Annotated in this window: 15 protein-coding genes; 11 read left to right on the plus strand and 4 right to left on the minus strand. The window is 66.6% G+C overall.

Annotated features, from left to right (window positions below; genetic code table 11):
• Nucleotides 1-670 precede the first annotated feature (670 nt).
• Entirely contained in the window at nucleotides 671-1,675 is a 1,005-nt protein-coding gene (locus AC1ZV1_RS12860) for an AraC family transcriptional regulator (RefSeq protein WP_484297556.1), read from the minus strand.
• A 342-nt stretch (nucleotides 1,676-2,017) separates the two neighbouring features.
• On the opposite strand from AC1ZV1_RS12860, the gene AC1ZV1_RS12865 reads away from it, so the two are divergent.
• The 5 genes from AC1ZV1_RS12865 to AC1ZV1_RS12885 all read left to right on the plus strand — a co-directional run bounded on the left by AC1ZV1_RS12865 (nucleotide 2,018) and on the right by AC1ZV1_RS12885 (nucleotide 9,627).
• Nucleotides 2,018-2,584: an RBBP9/YdeN family alpha/beta hydrolase gene (locus tag AC1ZV1_RS12865; RefSeq protein ID WP_484297062.1), complete on the plus strand. Its 567-nt coding sequence runs from the start codon at nucleotides 2,018-2,020 to the stop codon at nucleotides 2,582-2,584.
• Between the two features lie 158 nt (nucleotides 2,585-2,742).
• Nucleotides 2,743-4,590, plus strand: a complete 1,848-nt coding sequence (locus AC1ZV1_RS12870) for a DUF1302 domain-containing protein (protein WP_484297063.1) — start codon at nucleotides 2,743-2,745, stop codon at nucleotides 4,588-4,590.
• Between the two features lie 41 nt (nucleotides 4,591-4,631).
• Entirely contained in the window at nucleotides 4,632-5,990 is a 1,359-nt protein-coding gene (locus AC1ZV1_RS12875; protein WP_484297064.1) for a DUF1329 domain-containing protein, read from the plus strand.
• A 65-nt stretch (nucleotides 5,991-6,055) separates the two neighbouring features.
• Nucleotides 6,056-7,132, plus strand: a complete 1,077-nt coding sequence (locus AC1ZV1_RS12880; RefSeq protein WP_484297065.1) for a WD40/YVTN/BNR-like repeat-containing protein — start codon at nucleotides 6,056-6,058, stop codon at nucleotides 7,130-7,132.
• 59 nt (nucleotides 7,133-7,191) lie between these two features.
• Nucleotides 7,192-9,627 (plus strand): efflux RND transporter permease subunit, encoded by a 2,436-nt coding sequence (locus tag AC1ZV1_RS12885; RefSeq protein WP_484297066.1) that lies wholly within the window; start codon nucleotides 7,192-7,194, stop codon nucleotides 9,625-9,627.
• 29 nt (nucleotides 9,628-9,656) lie between these two features.
• Here AC1ZV1_RS12885 and AC1ZV1_RS12890 read toward each other — a convergent pair whose 3' ends face one another.
• On the minus strand, nucleotides 9,657-10,259 hold the full coding sequence (locus AC1ZV1_RS12890; protein WP_484297067.1) for a helix-turn-helix domain-containing protein: 603 nt from the start codon (nucleotides 10,257-10,259) through the stop codon (nucleotides 9,657-9,659).
• A 52-nt stretch (nucleotides 10,260-10,311) separates the two neighbouring features.
• Here AC1ZV1_RS12890 and rhtA point away from each other — a divergent pair, with 52 nt between their 5' ends.
• Entirely contained in the window at nucleotides 10,312-11,187 is an 876-nt protein-coding gene (gene rhtA, locus AC1ZV1_RS12895) for a threonine/homoserine exporter RhtA (protein ID WP_484297068.1), read from the plus strand.
• Nucleotides 11,188-11,244: 57 nt separating this feature from the next.
• Here the strand turns inward: rhtA and AC1ZV1_RS12900 are convergent, their stop codons facing one another.
• A complete protein-coding gene (locus AC1ZV1_RS12900; protein ID WP_484297069.1) occupies nucleotides 11,245-12,648 on the minus strand; it encodes an MATE family efflux transporter in 1,404 nt (467 codons plus the stop codon).
• 143 nt (nucleotides 12,649-12,791) lie between these two features.
• Between AC1ZV1_RS12900 and pdxB the strand changes: the two genes are divergently transcribed.
• Nucleotides 12,792-13,940 carry a 4-phosphoerythronate dehydrogenase PdxB gene (gene pdxB, locus AC1ZV1_RS12905; protein WP_484297070.1) on the plus strand — a complete coding sequence of 383 codons (1,149 nt, stop codon included), beginning with the start codon at nucleotides 12,792-12,794 and terminating at the stop codon, nucleotides 13,938-13,940.
• A gap of 27 nt (nucleotides 13,941-13,967) precedes the next feature.
• On the opposite strand, the gene AC1ZV1_RS12910 is transcribed toward pdxB, so the two are convergent.
• Nucleotides 13,968-14,141: a PA1571 family protein gene (locus AC1ZV1_RS12910; protein WP_484297071.1), complete on the minus strand. Its 174-nt coding sequence runs from the start codon at nucleotides 14,139-14,141 to the stop codon at nucleotides 13,968-13,970.
• A 247-nt stretch (nucleotides 14,142-14,388) separates the two neighbouring features.
• Here AC1ZV1_RS12910 and AC1ZV1_RS12915 point away from each other — a divergent pair, with 247 nt between their 5' ends.
• From AC1ZV1_RS12915 to msuE, 4 genes are all read left to right on the plus strand, one after another.
• Nucleotides 14,389-15,516 carry an ATP-NAD kinase family protein gene (locus AC1ZV1_RS12915; RefSeq protein WP_484297072.1) on the plus strand — a complete coding sequence of 376 codons (1,128 nt, stop codon included), beginning with the start codon at nucleotides 14,389-14,391 and terminating at the stop codon, nucleotides 15,514-15,516.
• A gap of 84 nt (nucleotides 15,517-15,600) precedes the next feature.
• Nucleotides 15,601-16,002: a GFA family protein gene (locus tag AC1ZV1_RS12920; protein ID WP_484297073.1), complete on the plus strand. Its 402-nt coding sequence runs from the start codon at nucleotides 15,601-15,603 to the stop codon at nucleotides 16,000-16,002.
• Between the two features lie 49 nt (nucleotides 16,003-16,051).
• On the plus strand, nucleotides 16,052-17,167 hold the full coding sequence (locus tag AC1ZV1_RS12925) for a saccharopine dehydrogenase family protein (RefSeq protein WP_484297074.1): 1,116 nt from the start codon (nucleotides 16,052-16,054) through the stop codon (nucleotides 17,165-17,167).
• 186 nt (nucleotides 17,168-17,353) lie between these two features.
• Nucleotides 17,354-17,911 carry an FMN reductase gene (gene msuE, locus AC1ZV1_RS12930; RefSeq protein WP_484297075.1) on the plus strand — a complete coding sequence of 186 codons (558 nt, stop codon included), beginning with the start codon at nucleotides 17,354-17,356 and terminating at the stop codon, nucleotides 17,909-17,911.
• The last annotated feature ends 4 nt before the right edge of the window (nucleotides 17,912-17,915 follow it).

Consider the following 17,915-nt stretch of genomic DNA (forward strand, 5'->3'; position numbering starts at 1 on the left):
AAAGCCGGATGGCAGGGGCGAGACTTTTTGGTTCCTTTTGTGGCGTTTGACAAAAGGGACTCGCCCGAGGGGGCGAAACACGAAGTTCGCGCGCACGCCGAGGCGGCGCAGAAACGCCGAACCGAGAAGCTTTGAGTTCTGGTGTTCAGCGTCGCATCTGTATGTTCGGATGTATTGGGTTTCGCCCCCTCGGGCGACCTACTTTGGCAAACGCCCCAAAGTAGGCAAAGGTCTTGCCCCGGACATCCGGTTTTTCGCTTGGGGCGAAAAATTCCCTCGTTGAAACGAAGTTTCAGGGGCCCGCCGCGAAGGGCCATCCCTGGCCCATCGCGGCTCTCGCGACATCCATGTCGCTCAACCCCTGAAACTCCGCTTCAACGAGGCCTCCTGAACGGGGCAGTCGGAGTGTGCGGATATTTCTCTGGGAGACTTTCGAGCCAGAGCCAGAGCCAGAGCCAGAGCCAGTTCGAGGCGCGCGCTCTTGTAGGAGCGGAGCTTCTCCGCGAATCGCCGGCAGGCGATGGTTGACCGAATATCCCTGTGACTCCGATATCCGCCGCGACGGATTTCGCGGACAAGGTCCGCTCCTACGCAAAGCCCGGGCGCTGGGGCCAACCTGTAGGAGCGAGCTTGCTCGCGAACCGCACGGCACCGCCCCCTCAGGAATGAATTACTCCCCCTCCCGCCCCAGATGCTCCTTGCGCCATGCCGCCGGCGAGACGCCGAACTGCACCGCGAACCAGCGAGTGAAGGAGCTGGGCATCGAGTACCCCAGCAGGTCGGCGATGCGCCCCAGCGAATAGCGCGGGTTTTCCATGTAGCGCAGCACCAGCTCGCGGCGGACCTCGTTGATCAGGTCGGAGAAGGTCACGCCATTGTCTTCCAGCCGCCGCTGCAGCGTGCGCACGTTCAGCCCCAGCGACTGGGCGATCTGCTCGATGGTCGCGCGGCCCATGGGCAGCAACAGGTAGATGGACTTGCGCACCTCGTTCAGCGTGCTGCCGTCGGTGGCGCCGGGCAGGGAGTCGACGAAGCTGCGCGCATGCCGCGCCATGGCCGGGTCGGCCATGGGGTTGGCGGCGTCGAGGTCGGCGGCGGGGATGACGATGCCGTTGAATTCGCTGCCGAACTCGATTTTGCAGCCGAACAGGCGGCGGTGCACCTGCATGTCCGCAGGGGCGTCGTGGCTGAAGTTCACGCTGACCGGGCGCCAGTGCGGGCCGAGGAGGGCGGCGCAGAGGCGGTAGAGAGTGCCCAGGGCCAGTTCCAGGCCCTGGCGCATGGGCATCGGCGGCACGGTGAGGAGTTCTTCGCGGAGGATCGCCAGCTTGCCTTCCTGGTCGATGTACAAGGCCAGGGATTCGTTGAGCAGGTGGCGGTAGCGAATGATCGTGTCGATGGCTTCGCGCAGCGTGGCCTGGTGCGACAGCAGCAGGCTGATGACGCCGAAGTCGGCGAGCTGACGCGATTCGGCCATGCGCAGGCCGAAGGTTTCACAGCCGCTGATGCGCGCCGATTCTTCCAGCAGGGTCACCGCCGCGGAAACGGGGATGCGCTGCTCCGGGTGCTCGAGCATGGACTGGGAAAGGCCCACCGCACTCAGTTGCTGCTGCGGGTTGAGGCCCAGGTGTCGGGCCACTTCCAGGTAGTTGGTGAGGGCCGCAATGCGAACCATTGGGGTCATGCCGATCGCCTTCTTGTTCTTGTGATTGCTCCGTGCCGGCGGGGTCCGTGGACGCCCGACGACCAGAGTGCACGCTGGCTGTGTCGATGACCTCAGATTCTAGCGACAGCTGTAACCAATCGTGTACGAAAGTTCTCACTTCGGCCAGTGCCCGCGACGCTCTGGAATGCACCGTACGTCCCGATACGCCCGGCGTCCGCGGAAGCGGCGGGATATCAGGCAGGCCGGGACCTGTCATCAAATGCGAAGTGCCTGACGCTCAATGCAAAGCACCGCCACCGGGGCATCTCTACTGTCTGTCCAACAAGTTCGAAATCACTGAAAGGTGAACCGGTGAACAACAATAAATCTTCCACCACCGTCCTCATGGTCCCCGGCTTGCGCGACCACGTCGCCGAGCACTGGCAGACCCTGCTCCAGCAGCGCCTGCCCAATGTGCGCAGCGTGCCGCCGCTGACCGAGAACAAGCTGGACCTGAACGCCCGCGTCGAGGCCATCCAGCATGAGCTGCAGCGCATCGATGGCGACGTGATCCTGGTCGCCCACAGCGCCGGTGTGCTGATGGTCGCTCACTGGGCGGCGCGCTACAGCCGGCCGATCAAGGGTGCGCTGCTGGCGACACCACCGGACCTGGACGGCGACTGGCCGGCCCATTACCCCAAGCCAGCGGCCCTGGCCGAGACGGGCTGGGCGCCGCTGCCGCTGGAGCCGCTGCCGTTCCCGGCGCTGGTGGCCTGCAGTGACAACGACCCACTGGCCAGCCCCGAGGCGGTCCAGCGCATGGCCCGCCACTGGCGCGCCAGCGTGGTCGAACTGGGCCGCGTCGGCCACCTCAACCCGGCGTCGGGTTTCGGTGACTGGCCAGAGGCCGAGGCGCTGATCCAGATGCTGGACAGCTGACGACCCGACCACCGACTCCACCGACACACCCATCAAGAGCAATCCCGGTTCCGGCGTTCGCGCCGGGGCAGGCCCTCGTGCGCCCTGGCGCATGTGCAAAGGGGCTGCGGGACGGGCCCGGAAAGCGTCCCGACCACAACAAGAAACGGAGCACACGAATGCATCATCAGAGCAACTCGCACCGCCCCCTGCAACGCTGCCTGCTGGCGAGTGCAGTCCTTGCCGCCATGGCCGGTCAACCGCTGCAGGCCTTCGAGCTGGACACCGGCAACCCGGACTTTTCGATCCGCTTCGACAACACCGTCAAGCTCAGCTACGGGCAGCGTGTCGAGTCGCCCAACAGCAAGATTGCCGGCACCGCCAACACCAACGACGGTGACCGCAACTTCTCGTCCGGCACCCCGGTGACCCAGCGCTTCGACCTGCTCAGCGAACTGGACTTCGTCTACCGCGACAGCATGGGCTTCCGCCTGTCGGCCGCCGGCTGGTACGACCACGCCTACGATGACGTCGGTTCCGACAATCCGTTTCCCGGCCAGGCGGGCAACGCCGGCCACCTGGTCAGCCGCAATGGCACGGTGATCGCCCCGCGCGGTGCGCAGCCCGATACCCATGGCCTGAGCAATTTCGCCGATCGCTACTACAACGGCCCGTCCGGCGAGCTGCTCGATGCCTTCGTCTTCGCCAGCCACCAGATCGGCGACGACATGCAGCTCAGCGGCAAGCTCGGCCGCCACACCATCTACTGGGGCGAGACCCTGTTCAGCGCCGCCAACGGCATCAACTACGGCCAATCGGCCCTGGACCTGGGCAAGCTGTACAACGTGCCGGGCACCGAGGCCAAAGAGCTGTTCATGCCGCGCAACCAGTTGTCCGCGTCGCTGACGGTCAACCCCGAGTTGACCCTGGCCGCGCAGTACTTCCTCGAGTTCGAGAACTCGCGCTTCCCCGAAGGTGGCACCTACATGGGCCCCTACGACATGCTCAACGACGGCGGCAATGTCTTCTGGCTGCCGCTGCCGGCGCAGAACGCCTTCTACGGCGCCCCGCGCGGCCATGACCGCGAGCCCGACAACACCGGCGACTTCGGCCTGATGGCCAAGTGGAGCCCGGCATGGCTCGACGGCACACTGGGCTTCTACTACCGCAAGACCTCCGACACCCTCCCGGCGGTACTGGTGGACGCGCCGAACCTGCACAAGCCTGGCCTGGCCGGTCTGCAGGGCATGAACTACATCACCGCCTACGCCGACGACATCGACATCTACGGCATCAGCCTGTCGAAGGAAATCGCCGGGGTGAGCGTCGGCATGGACCTGAACTACCGCGAGAACATGCCGCTGGCGAGCAACTTCACCACCGTCAATTCGACGCTCTACGCGGCGGCCAAGCGCGGCGCGATCAATGGTGCCAACCTGATCGGCGAGCTGCCCAGCGACGGCGACACCGGCCTTGCCCGCGGCAAGACCTTCCACGTCGTGCTCAACGGCCTGGTGACCTTCGGCGCCACCCCGCTATGGGACGCCTCGTCGCTGGCGGTGGAAGGCACCCTGACGCACCTGATCGACGTCACCGAAGGCGAGCAGACCTTCAAGGGCGACTCCAGCTACCACGGCGTCGACAAGGTCACCACCAACGCCTACGCCATGTCCGCCAACTTCACCCCGACCTGGTACCAGGCGTTCCCCGGCGTCGATCTGTCCATGCCGGTCGCCTACAACGTCGGCCTGCACGGCAACTCCGCGGTGCAACTGGGCGGCAACGAAGACGCCGGCAGCTACTCGATTGGCGTCGCCGCGGACTTCCACCAGCAGTACCGCCTGGACCTCAAGTACGTCGACGCCTTCGGCCCCTTCGATACCTGCGAAACCGGCCACGACAACAACACCCCCGGCGCCAACGGCCAGTACCAGTGCATTCCCGGCCAGATCACCTCGCAAGGCGGCCTTGCGCCCCTGCTGAAGGACCGCGGCATGGTCACCGCCTCCCTGAAGGCCACCTTCTGATTTCACCCCAGGCTTCGATTTCGAAGCAGGAGAAACGCAGCATGAACTTCAAACCCACCCTGATCGCCACCGCCCTCGGCCTGACCCTCTGCGGTCTGGCCCAGGCCGCCGTCTCCCCGCAGGATGCCGCCCAGCTGGGCAGCACCCTGACCCTGGTCGGTGCCGAGAAGGCCGCCAGCAGCGATGGCTCGATTCCCGCCTACGCCGGGGGCCTGACCACAGCCCCGGCCAGCTTCAAGGCCGGCGACAGCATGCGTCCGGACCCGTACGCCAGCGACAAGCCGGTGCTGGTGATCGACGGCAAGAACGTCGACCAGTACAAGAACGAACTGTCCGCCACTACCGTCGAGCTGGCCAAGCGCTATCCGACCTTCCGCGTCGACGTCTACCCGACCCACCGCAGCGCCGCGCTGCCGGACGCCGTGCTGGAGAACAGCAAGAAGAACGCCGTCACTGCACAGTCGCTGGAAGGCGGTACCGCGATCGACAGCGCACTGCCGGGCGTGCCGTTCCCGATTCCGAAGACCGGCGCCGAGGCCATGTGGAACTTCCTGCTGCGCTACCAGGGCGTGAACATCAAGGCCAAGTACGACTCCTGGAACGTCGACGCCTCCGGCAGCGCCAACCTCGCCACCACCGGCCAGGCCTTCATCAACTACCCGGTGTATGAAGACCTCAACCAGCCGGTAAAAGGCTCCGAGGTCTACTACCAGATGAAGCTGTACTACAGCGGCCCGGCCCGTCGCGCCGGCGAGGCGATGATGCTCAAGGATGCCGCCAACCCGCTGCAGCAACCGCGCCGCGCCTGGCAGTACCTGCCTGGCCAGCGCCGTGTGAAGCTGGCGCCGAACCTCGCCTACGACACGCCGAACCCCGGCATGGCGGGCGCCGGCACCTACGATGACGTGTTCGTCTTCAACGGTGCGCTGGATCGTTACGACTGGAAGCTGGTGGGCAAGCAGGAAATGATCGTGCCCTACAACACCTACCGACTGACTTACGCCAGCGACATCAAGCCGGTGGTCACGCCGAATCACCTGTCGCCCGACTACGTGCGCTGGGAGAAGCACCGCGTGTGGGTCGTCGAGGGCACCCTGAAGTCCGGCGCGCGGCACATCTACGCCAAGCGTCGCTTCTACCTCGACGAAGACAGCTGGGTGGCCCTGGCCTCCGACCAGTACGACGCCCGTGGTCAGCTCTACCGCGGCTCCTTCGCCTTCCTCAGCCAGAGCTACGACAAGCGCATCCCGGACGCCACGCCGTTCATGATCTACGACCTGACTGCCGGCTCGTACAACATCAACGGCGTCGTCGGCCCGTACGGCGGCATCAGCTACATCGACCCGCTGGCCAAGACCCAGTGGTCCCCCGAGGCGCTGGCCGGTAGCGGCATTCGCTGACGAAAGAAGCGGCGGCTCCTGCGGATGAATGCAGGGGCCGCTGCGGCTGTTGCGAGGAAAGCTTCATGCAGATCCCCTTCAAGCGCCTGGTGTTCCTGGGCGCCTTGTTCCTGGCGGGCGGCGTTCATGCCGGCCAGAGCTCCGGCGAGTTCGTCGACGTGCTCGACCAGCCGGCGCCTCACAGCGCCGTTCCCTGCCATGTGCCGCTGCTGGCCGTCACCCGCGTCGACAAGCGCCTGGTGAGCGTCGGCCAGCGCGGCCACATTCTCTATTCCGACGACGGCGGCACCAGTTGGCTGCAGGCCGAGGTACCGGTCAGCTCCGACCTCACCGCCGTACACTTCCCCACGCCGCAGGACGGCTGGGCGGTCGGCCATGACGGCGTGGTGCTGCACAGCGCCGACGGCGGCAAGCATTGGGAGCGCCAGCTCGACGGCCGGCAGATCGGCCAGTTGATGCTCGACTACTACGCCGCCCACCCGCAGCCGGACAACGCCACCTGGCTGGACCAGGCCAAGCGGCTGCAGGAGGAGGGCGCCGACAAGCCGTTCCTGGACCTGTGGTTCCGCGACGCGAAGGAAGGCTTCGTGGTCGGCGCGTTCAACCTGATCCTGCGCACCCGCGACGGCGGGCGTACGTGGGAACCCTGGAACCACCGCATCGACAATCCGCAGGCATTGCACCTCACCGCCATCACGGCCAGCGGCGACGACCTGTTCATCGTCGGTGAACAGGGCCTGTTGCTGCGTCTGGAACATCAGCAGGAGAGCCAACAGGAGCGCTTCGTCGCCCTGCAGTCGCCCTATGCCGGCAGTTTCTTCGGCGTTGTCGCACGGCCCGGCCTGGTGTTCGCCTACGGCCTGCGCGGCCATGCGATCCGCAGTCTCGACGGCGGCCAGAGCTGGGCAGCCGTGGACACCGGCCTGCCGGTGAGCCTGACCGCCGCCAGCTTCGACGCCAACGGCCGGCTGTACCTGTTCAGCCAGGCCGGCCAGGGTCTGGTCAGCGATGACAGCGGGGCGAGTTTCAAAACCCTGGACCTCGCCGAGCGCCTGCCCGTCAGCGGCGCCGTGGCCGGCCCTGGCCGCCTGCTGCTGGTCGGCGCCCGCGGCGTACGCGAGAACGCGATGCCGGTGCGCTGAGCGCGCCGGTGTTCCGCCCGTTCAAGAACCATAAGAACAAGAGATAGAGAGACAGCCTCATGGTCGACCTGAAGCAAGGCGAGATGCCTGTAGTCCGCGAACTGCGGGACTTTGATACCCACAGCGGCAACCTGCTGGAGCGCCTGGTGTTCAACCACCGGGCGCTGTTCATCGCCCTGATCGCGCTGGTCACCCTGGTGCTGGGCTACATGGCCGTGACCCGCCTGGAGATGCGCCCGGCCTTCGAGAAGATGATCCCGCACAGCGACCCCTACATCCGCAATTACCTGGACAACCGCGCTGCGCTGCGCGGCCTGGGCAACTCGGTGCGGGTGGTGGTGGAGAACCCCAGCGGCGACATCTTCGACCCGGGCTACCTCTCCAGCCTGCGGCAGATCAGCGACCAGCTGTTCCTCAGCCACGGTGTCGACCGTGCCTGGATGAAGTCGCTGTGGTCGCCGGCGGTGCGCTGGACCGAGGTTACCGAAGAGGGCTTCCAGGGCGGCCCGGTGATGCCCGATGGCTACGACGGCAAGCCCGAGGCCATCGGGCAATTGCGCGAGAACATCGCCCGCGCCGGCATCGTCGGCAGCCTGGTGGGCAACGACTTCCGCTCCAGCATGCTGGTGGTGCCGCTGCTGGACCGTGACTCGGCCACCGGCAAGGGCATCGACTACCGCGAATTCTCCCGCGCCCTCGACGACCTGCGCCTGAAGTACGAATACCTCGGTGACGCCCGCGCCTTCGCTGCCGGCGAGGAGGGCAAGGGCCCGGTGCGCCTGCACGTGATCGGTTTCGCCAAGCTGGTGGGTGACCTGGTCGATGGCCTGGTGCGGGTGATGCTGTTCTTCGGCCTGGCAGTGGTCACCGCCTTCGTCATCATCTTCGTCTACACCCGCTGCCTGCGCAGCAGCCTGCTGGTGATCGGCTGCTCGCTGCTGGCGGTGGTCTGGCAGCTAGGCCTGGTGGCCTGGCTGGGCTACGCGCTGGATCCGTACTCGATCCTCGTGCCGTTCCTGATCTTCGCCATCGGCGTGTCCCACGCCACCCAGAAGATGAACGGCATCATGCAGGACATCGGCCGTGGCACCCACAAGCAGGTCGCCGCGCGCAACACCTTCCGCCGCCTGTTCCTGGCCGGGGTCACCGCACTGCTGTCGGATGCCGTGGGTTTCGCGGTGCTGATGCTGATCGATATCCCGGTGATCCAGGACCTGGCCATCGCCGCCAGCATCGGCGTCGCGGTGCTGATCTTCACCTCGCTGCTGATGATGCCAGTGGCGCTGTCCTATGTCGGCGTCAGCCCGAAGGCCGCCGCGCGTGCCCTGCGCGAGGAGCGCCAGGTGGATCAGCATGCCGGTCTGGGCAAGCTGTGGGACCTGCTGGACCGCTTCACCCAGCGCCGCTGGGCGAGCGCCGCCCTGATCGTCGCGGCGCTGCTGGGGGCGGGCGGCCTGCTGATCAGCCAGCACTTGCAGATCGGCGACCTCGACGCAGGGGCCCCGGAGCTGCGCGCGGATTCGCGCTACAACCGCGACAACGCCTACATCACCAGCCACTACGCGCTTTCCAGCGACCTGTTCGCGGTGATGGTGAAGACCGCCCCCGAAGGCTGCCTGAACTACCGCACGCTGGTCCTCGCTGATCGCCTCGGCTGGGCGCTGCAACAGCACGAAGGCGTGCAGGCCACCACCTCGCTGGTCAACGCGGTCCGGCAGATCACCGCCGGCACCTACGAGGGCAACCCCAAGTTCGCCAGCCTGCAGCGCAACCAGGACGTGCTCAACTACGCCGCCCAGCAGGCCTCGGTGAACACTCCGGAGCTGTTCAACACCGAATGCTCGCTGATGCCGGTGATCGCCTTCCTCAAGGACCACAAGGCGCAGACCCTCGACGACGTGGCCGGCATCGCCGAGAACTTCGCCCGCGCCAACAGCACGCCGGACCGCCAGTTCCTGCTGGCTGCCGGCAGCGCCGGGATCGAGGCGGCGACCAATCGCGTGGTGCGCGAGGCCAACCACCGCATGCTGCTCTACGTCTACGCCGCGGTGGGCATCTTCTGCCTGATCACCTTCCGCAGCTGGCGCGCTACCCTGGTGGCGCTGCTGCCGCTGGTGCTCACCTCGATCCTCTGCGAAGCGCTGATGGTGATGATGGGCATCGGCGTGAAGGTCGCCACGCTGCCGGTGATCGCCCTGGGAGTGGGGATTGGCGTGGACTACGCGTTGTACCTGCTCAGCGTGCAGTTGCAGATGCAGCGCGCCGGGTTGCCGCTGTCGGTGGCCTACCAGCAGGCCGTGGCGTTCACCGGCAAGGTCGTCGCACTGGTCGGCGTGACCCTGGCGGCCGGCGTCATTACCTGGGCGTGGTCGCCGATCAAGTTCCAGGCGGACATGGGCATCCTGCTGACCTTCATGTTCCTCTGGAACATGCTTGGCGCACTGATCCTGATTCCTGCCCTGTCACACTTCCTGCTGGGTGGGAAGAAGCTCTGAGCCGACCTTGAGAGCCCCGGCGCCGGGGCTCAGTTCACGACGTTGCGGACGAACCGTACCAGCACATTCCCGTGGTTCTGGTAGGAAAACGGCTGGTTGCTCTTGAACACGTGGAAGCCACCGGCGTCGACCTCCAGCGTTTCCTCGGCGAGGACGATGGTCAACCGGCCTTCGATCACGTAGGCCATGTCATACCAGCCTTCGGCGTCTGGTTCCGCGTTGTAGCGATCACCGGGGGCGAGCGTCCAGTGCCAGAGTTCGGCCTGGCGCGTGGCCGGGGTACTGGCGAGGAGGGTGCCGCGGCTGTCGGCCTGCTCGCCGCCCCAGGCGACGGCATCGACGCGGGTCAGGCCGTCGGTGGACGGCGGCCGAACCAGGTCGGCGAAGGTGACGTTCAAGGCAGCGGCGATGCGGTCGAGGGTGGCGAGGCTGACATTGGTGTCGCCGCTCTCGATGCCGACGAGCATCCGTCGACTGACGCCCGAGGCCTTGGCCAGCGCGTCCTGGCTCAAGCCGGCGCTGCGGCGGTGCGTTTTCACGTTATCGGCAACGTGCACCAGCACGCTGGGGCGTTCGGGAGGAGTGGGCAGTATATTGCTCATTCGGGCCTTTTTGCGCATTATGTTGCGCATAACAGTCAACCAAGAAATCCCAACCGTTGCAACGCCTGTTCAGGTCCGCATCATGCCTCGCTCTCGCTTTATTTCCACTGTCTTCCCCATCCTCATCCTGATCGTGTCCATGGCCTCGATCCAGACCGGTGCATCGGTCGCCAAGAGCCTGTTCCCGGTGCTCGGCGCCGAGGGCGTGACGTCCATGCGCCTGATCTTCGCGGCCATCCTCCTGCTGGCGATCCTTCGCCCGTGGCGCACCTCGCTGCGCGGCAAGCCACTCAAGCCGTTGTTCATCTATGGCGTGACCCTCGGTCTGATGAACCTGACCTTCTACATGGCGCTGCAGACCATTCCGCTGGGCGTCGCCGTGGCGCTGGAGTTCACCGGGCCGCTGGCGGTGGCACTGTTCTATTCGCGCAAGCCCATCGACTTCCTCTGGATCGCCATCGCCGTGGTTGGCCTCGGCCTGTTGCTACCCATCGCGGACTTCGGCCATGGCATCGACCCGAAAGGCGCCGCGCTGGCGCTGGGGGCGGGTGTCTGCTGGGGGCTCTACATCATCTTCGGCCAGCGCGCCGGCAACGACCTGGGCGCCCAGGGTGCGGCGCTGGGCATCAGCATCGCGGCGATCTGCGTGGCGCCGATCGGTCTTGCGCACAGTGGCATGGCGCTGTTCGATGTCAGCCTGTTCCCGGCGCTGCTGGGCGTGGCGATCCTTTCCAGTGCCTTGCCCTACACCCTGGAAATGGTCGCGCTGACCCGCCTGCCGGCGCGCACCTTCGGTACCCTGATGAGCATCGAACCGGCGTTCGGTGCGCTGTCCGGGCTGTTCTTCCTGGGTGAGCAACTGACGTCGCACCAGTGGATCGCCATCGGCGCGATCATTGTCGCTTCGGTGGGCACGACGCTCAGCAGCCGGCCGAAGCCGGCGCTGGTCGCAGACTGATATCGACCGCACAGTAAAAAGCCGCCCCTGGGCGGCTTTTTGCGTTTTCCGGGACCGTTATCCGGCTACCCGCATTTCCTTCAGCACGATCTGTCGCTTGGCACTGCGCGACAGGCGGATGCACAGCATCACCGCGGCGCAGGTCAGGCCGACGATCAGGCCTTCCCACAGGCCGCGCGGGCCGGTGGGCTCCTGCAGCCAGTGAGCGAGGCCGAGGCTGTAGCCGACCGGCAGGCCGATGCCCCAGTAGGCGAACAGGGTCATGATCATGGTCGCGCGGGTGTCCTGGTAGCCACGCAGGGCGCCGGCAGCGGTGACCTGCACCGCGTCGGAGAACTGGAACAGCGCCGAGAACACCAGCAGCGTGGCGGCCAGCGCCAGGACGTCCGGGTCCTGGGTATAGAGCCCGGCGATGTGTTCGCGCATCAGCAGCATGCCGCTGGCGGAAATGCAGGCATACGCCAATGCCGCGCCCATGCCGACGCCTGCGGCGAAGCGCGCATCGCGCGGCGCGCCGGCGCCCAGGGACTGGCCCACGCGCACGGTCACGGCCATGGCCAGCGAGTAGGGGATCATGAACACCAGCGCGCTGAAGTTCAGCGCTACCTGGTGGCCCGCCACCACCTTCTCGCCGAGTTCGCCGATCAGCAGGGCGATCACCGAGAAGATGCTGGATTCGGCGAACACCGCAATGCCGATGGGCAGGCCGACCGCCACCAGGCTGCCGATCACCTTCGGCTTTGGCAGTTCCCAGTGACTGAACAGCTGGCTCGGCTTGTACACCTTGGCCCCGTTCACCCAGGCGAGCATGCCCAGCAGCATGAACCACATCACCGAGCCGGTCGCCCAGCCGCAGCCGGGGCCGCCCAGCGCCGGGAAGCCGAGGTGGCCGTAGATCAGCACGTAGTTGATCGGGATGTTCAGCATCAGCCCGCAGATGCCCAGCACCATGCTTGGCCGGGTGCGTCCCAGGCCGTCGCTGAAGCAGCGCAGCACGTGGTACAGCGCCACCGCCGGTAGGCCGCAGGCGATGCCGCGCAGGTAGAAGCAGCTGGGCGCGATGAGCGCTTCCTCGACCTTCATTGCCCGTAACACCGGCTCGGACAGCAGCCACAGCGTCGCTCCGGCCAGCGGGCCGACCAGCAGCGCCAGCCACAGTGCCTGGCGCACCAGCGGGCCGGTGCCGGCCTGGTCGCCCGCGCCATAACGCTGGGCCACCTTGGCGGTGGTGGCGAGCAGGGTGCCGGTCATCAGCAGGAAGATCGGAATCCAGATCGAGTTGCCCAGCGCCACCGCGGCCAGGTCGCGCGGCCCCACGCTGCCGGCCATCACCGCGTCGACGAAGCCCATGGCGGTGGTCGCCAGCTGGGCAATCATGATGGGCGCTGCGAGGGTCAGCAGTTCCTTGAGTTCGGTGGCGGTGCGCCGTCCGCGGGAGACGGGCTGGGTGAGGCTGGTCACGGCTTTCCTTGGCAGAAGAAATGAACGGGAAGCCGGCCAGTTTAAGGGCTGTCCACCCGGTCAGCAAAGCCCGGCATGCGTTGCGCGGGACCGCGCGCAGCGGCACTGGTAAAGTAGCCGGTGCCGATTTATGGAGTCAGCCCATGCGTATCCTTGCCGATGAAAACATCCCTCTGGTCGAAGCCTTCTTCGGCGCCCATGGCGATATCCGCCGCCTGCCCGGGCGCGGCATCGACCGAGGCGCCCTGGGTGACGCCGATGTACTGCTGGTGCGCTCGGTGACCGACGTCAGCCGCGAGCTGCTCCAGGGCAGCCAGGTGAAATTCGTCGGCACCTGCACCATCGGCACCGATCACCTGGATCTCGACTACTTCGCCGAGGCTGGCATCGCCTGGTCCAGTGCGCCGGGGTGTAACGCGCGCGGTGTGGTGGACTGGGTATTGGGCAGCCTGCTGGCGCTGGCCGAGGTGCACGGCGTCAAGCTGTCCGAGCGCCGTTATGGCGTGATTGGTGCAGGGCAGGTGGGCGGTCGCCTGGTGGATGTACTACGCGGACTGGGCTGGGACGTGCGCGTCTGCGACCCGCCGCGCGCCGCCGCCGAGGGCGGTGATTTCCGCAGCCTGGAAGAGGTACTGCGCGAGTGCGACGTGATCAGCCTGCACACGCCGCTGACCCGCGAGGGCGAGCACCCGACGCGCCACCTGATCGACGCCGCGCGCCTGAAGGCGTTGCGTCCTGGTACCTGGCTGATCAACGCCAGCCGGGGGGGCGTGGTCGATAACACGGCGCTGCGCATCCACCTGGAGTCCGGCGCGGATATCGACGTGGCGCTGGATGTCTGGGAAGGCGAACCGGAAGTGAATGTGCAATTGGCCCATCGCTGCCGCATCGCCACCCCGCACATCGCCGGCTACAGCCTGGACGGCAAGCTGCGCGGCACGGCACAGATCTACGAGGCGTTCTGTGCCTGGCAGCAGTGCGCACCGACCGTCGATCTCGACGACCTGCTGCCTGCGCAATGGCTGGCCGAATTGAGCCTGAAGGAAGAATGCGACCCGGACTGGGCATTGGCGATGCTCTGCCGGGCGGTGTACGACCCGCGCAGCGATGACGCCAACTTCCGCCGTAGCCTGATCGGAGACACCCAGACCCGGCGGGCGGCCTTCGACGCGCTGCGCAAGCACTACCCGCCGCGCCGGGAAATCACCGGGCTGTGGGTAGACATCCAGGGCGAATCGCCACGCCTGGAAAGCCTGCTGACCGCGTTGGGCGCCAACCGGGTCGGGGAGTAGGGCGGACGAGCCGCCGCACCGGGAGACTCAGCGGCGCGGTGGCTCGCAGGTCTTGTCCAGCTCCTGGCAGGCGCGCTGGATCATGTCTTCTGTGATCGGGACTTCACGGCCCTGGGCATCGATGATCGAACCGCCGACCGGCTGCTGCGGATGACGCGGGGTGGGGCGGGGAGTGGATTCACGGTGGGTTTGCAGGCTCATGGCCAATCTCCTCTACATCAGTGCATTGCAGTCTAGGCAGATCAGATGAAACCCCGGTGACAGAAGTTGCCGCTGGCAGCGCCAAGGACTCGTCACCGAAGACAGACGATTGAAGGCCTCGCAGATTGCGTGCCAATCGCGAGGTCCCCGGTTGTCCGCTTGTCGTTATAGTGGGTGGAGTTACCGCTTCCCTGGTCCGACCCGGCGTTGCGCCAGGGGTTCGAAGAAGTTTCCCTCGAGGTTGAGTATGGACAGGATTCGCATAGGGCTGATCATCAATCCGCTGGCCGGTATTGGCGGCCCGACCGCACTCAAGGGCAGCGACGGGGTGGCCGAGCTGGCCCTGGCGCGCGGTGCCGAGCCGCGGGCGGCCGAGCGTACGCGTGTCGCCCTGGAGCACCTGACGCCGGTCCGTGATCGCCTGGAGTTCCTCACCTTCCCCGGCGCGATGGGCGCCGACCTGCTGGCGGACATGGGGTTTGTCCATCGCCTGGTGGGCACGCTCGAGAATGAGCAGAGCAGCGCGACGGACACCCGTCATGCCGTGCAGGCGCTGCAGGAAGCCGGCGTGGCGCTGATCCTCTTCGCCGGTGGTGATGGCACCGCGCGCGACGTGGCCGAGGTGGCCCGCGAAGGTCAGCCGGTGCTCGGCATTCCTGCCGGGGTGAAGATCCATTCCGGGGTGTACGCGATCAGTCCACGCGCTGCCGGAGAACTGGCGCGGCGCCTGGTGGATGGCGGCCTGGTGCGCCTGACCCAGGGCGAAGTCCGCGACCTCGACGAAGCCGCCCTGCGCGAGGGGCGCGTTGCCGCGCGCTGGTACGCCGAATTGACGGTGCCCGAGGAAGGCCACTTCATGCAGCACGTGAAGCAGGCCGGCATGGAAACCGAGGAGCTGGTGCTGGCTGACCTCGCCGCCTGGCTGGAAGACAGCTGGGAGGACGACGTGCGCTATGTCTTCGGGCCCGGTTCGACGCTGCATGGGCTGGCCGCCGACCTGCACCTGGACACCACGCTATTGGGCGTGGACGTGATCGAGAACGGCGAGGTGATCGCCCGCGACGTCACCGAGGCGCAGCTGTTCGATCTGGTGGACGGGCACCCGGCCTTCCTGCTGGTGACTGCCATTGGCGGGCAGGGGCATATCCTCGGTCGCGGCAACCAGCAGATCAGCCCGCGCGTGCTGCGCGCCATCGGCATCGAACGCCTGAGGGTGATCGCCACCAAGCGCAAGCTGGGCACCCTCGACGGTCGGCCCCTGCTGGTCGACAGCGGTGACGCCGCGCTGGATGCGAGCTTTCCGGCGGCGGTGCGGGTGTGGGCCGGCTACAAGGAAGAACTGCTGTATCCGCTGGGCTGGGGCGCAGAAGTCTGAAAACCATCCCTGCGCACGGTGGTATTGGTCGGCAAGGCTGTTCTAGACTCCTTCGCTTCGTGAACCCGGGCGGGAGAGCAGGGCATGCAGTCGGGCGGTTGTCTGTGCGGTGCGGTGCGCTACGAAATCAGCGGCGAGCTGGCGCCGATCCAGGTCTGCCATTGCAGCCAGTGTCGCAAGGCGCAGGGGGGGCCGTTCGCCACCAATGTTCCGGTGGAGCGCTCGGCATTCCACCTGCTCAGTGGCGCCTCCGAGCTGGCTGAATACCGCGCCACGCCTGGCAAGAAGCGGATGTTCTGCCGAACCTGCGGCTCGCCGATCTACAGCGCCCGCGATGCACTGCCGGACATGTTGCGGGTGCGTGCGGGAACCCTGGACGAGCCCGTGCGGACAAAGCTCGAAGCGCATTACTACGTGGCGTCCCGTGCCAGCTGGTGGCCGTTGGACGACAGTTTGCCCCGCCACGAGGGTGCAAAGCCGGGATGAAGGAGCTGGCATGGCCAGCAGCAGTCAGGGAGCAACAGGGTCAGTGGGAATGGAACGGAATTTTCGTGTACTGGTGCTGGGCGGTTACGGCAACTTCGGCAGCCTGATCGTGCGGCGCCTGAGCGGCATCGATGGCATCCGCGTGCTGGTGGGCGGGCGAGACCAGCGCCGCGCCACTGAACTGGCCGCGCAGGTGGGGGGCGAGCCGGTGTGCCTGGACATGAACCAGCCGACATTGGCCGGTCGCCTCAACGAGCTGAAGGTGGATATGGTGATCTCCACCGCCGGCCCGTTCCAGGGCCAGGACTACCGCGTTGCCCGTGCCGCCATCGGGGCCCGCGCGCATTACGTCGACCTGGCCGACGCCCGCCAGTTCGTCTGTGGCATCCAGGAACTCGACCGCGCTGCGCGCAGCGCCGGCGTGCTGGTGTGCAGCGGCGCCAGCTCGGTCCCCGCGCTGGCCGCCGCGGTGATCGACGAACTGCTGCCGCGCTTCCAGCGCCTGGACAGCATCCACCATGGCATCAGTTCCTCGGCGAAGATTCCTGGCCAGGCCACGGTCTCCGCGGTACTGGGCTACTGCGGCAAGCCGCTGCGCCAGTGGCGCCAGGGGCGTTGGCAGAACGTGCATGGCTGGCAGGGGCTGAATCGCCACCGTTTTCCAGCACCGCTCGGGCAACGCTGGCTGGCTCACTGCGACGTGCCGGACCTCGACCTGTTCCCGCAACGTTATCCCGGTGTGCAGGACGTGCGCTTTTCCGCTGGCCTGGGTCTGCGACTCACCCAGCTCGGTACCTGGGGGCTGTCCTGGCTTGTGCGCGCCGGACTGGTGAAGGATGCCGCGCGGCTGGGAGCCGGTCTGCACCGCATGGCGGTGGCCATGGAGCCGCTGGGCGATGGGCGCAGCGGCATGTTCGTCCACCTGCAGGGCCTGGATGCTGAGGGCAAGCCCCTGGCGTTGTGCTGGGAAATCCTTGCGCACCAGGACCATGGCCCGAATATCCCCTGCATGGCGGCCGTGGCGCTGGCGCGCAAGCTTGCCGCCGGCCAGTTGCGCCAGCGTGGCGCGACCGCCTGCGTCGGCTTGTTGAGCAAGCAGGAGTACCTCGACGAACTGGCGGGCCTGAACATCTCCCACGGCCTGCGCGAAGTGGCGGTGAGTTGATGTCAGGGTGTTGCTCTGGCAACAGTCGATCAGCAGTGCTGTTGCCTGGGTGACATGAAGCGCCGGTAAAAACGGCTGAAGTGCCCTCAAATCGTACATTTCCCTGCTGTTGCGGCCCTTTCGGGGGTTGGTACGGCCCTTGCTGAAGGCCTCTGTACCTAGCGCAACAGTCAACAGGGAAAACCCATGACCAGCCCCATCAAAGTGGTCGCCGTCTCCGGCGGCACCTATCGCCCCTCGCGCACCCTGGTGCTCACCCAGGCCGTATTGGACGCCCTCGGCGAGCAACTCCCCGTACAGACCCAGGTGATCGAACTGGCCGATATCGCCCGCCCGCTGGGCGCAGCACTGTCCCGCCAGGAACTCTCCGCCGAGCTGGAAGCCACCCTGCGCGAGATCGAGACCGCCGACCTGCTGGTCGTCGCTTCACCGGTCTACCGCGGTTCCTATCCGGGCCTGCTCAAGCACCTGTTCGACCTGGTGGACATGAACGCCCTGATCGACACCCCGGTGCTGCTTGCGGCCACCGGCGGCAGCGAGCGCCATGCGCTGGTCCTCGACCACCAGCTGCGCCCGCTGTTCAGCTTCTTCCAGTCGATCACGCTGCCGATTGGCGTGTACGCCAGCGAGGCGGATTTCGCCAACTACCAGATCACCAGCGACACCTTGCGCGCCCGCATCCAGCTGGCCGCCGAGCGCGCCGCGCCGCTGTTCGTTCGTCCGCAACTGCGCAAGACCGCCTGAGGAG

The organism is Pseudomonas sp. BB438, assembly GCF_057180225.1.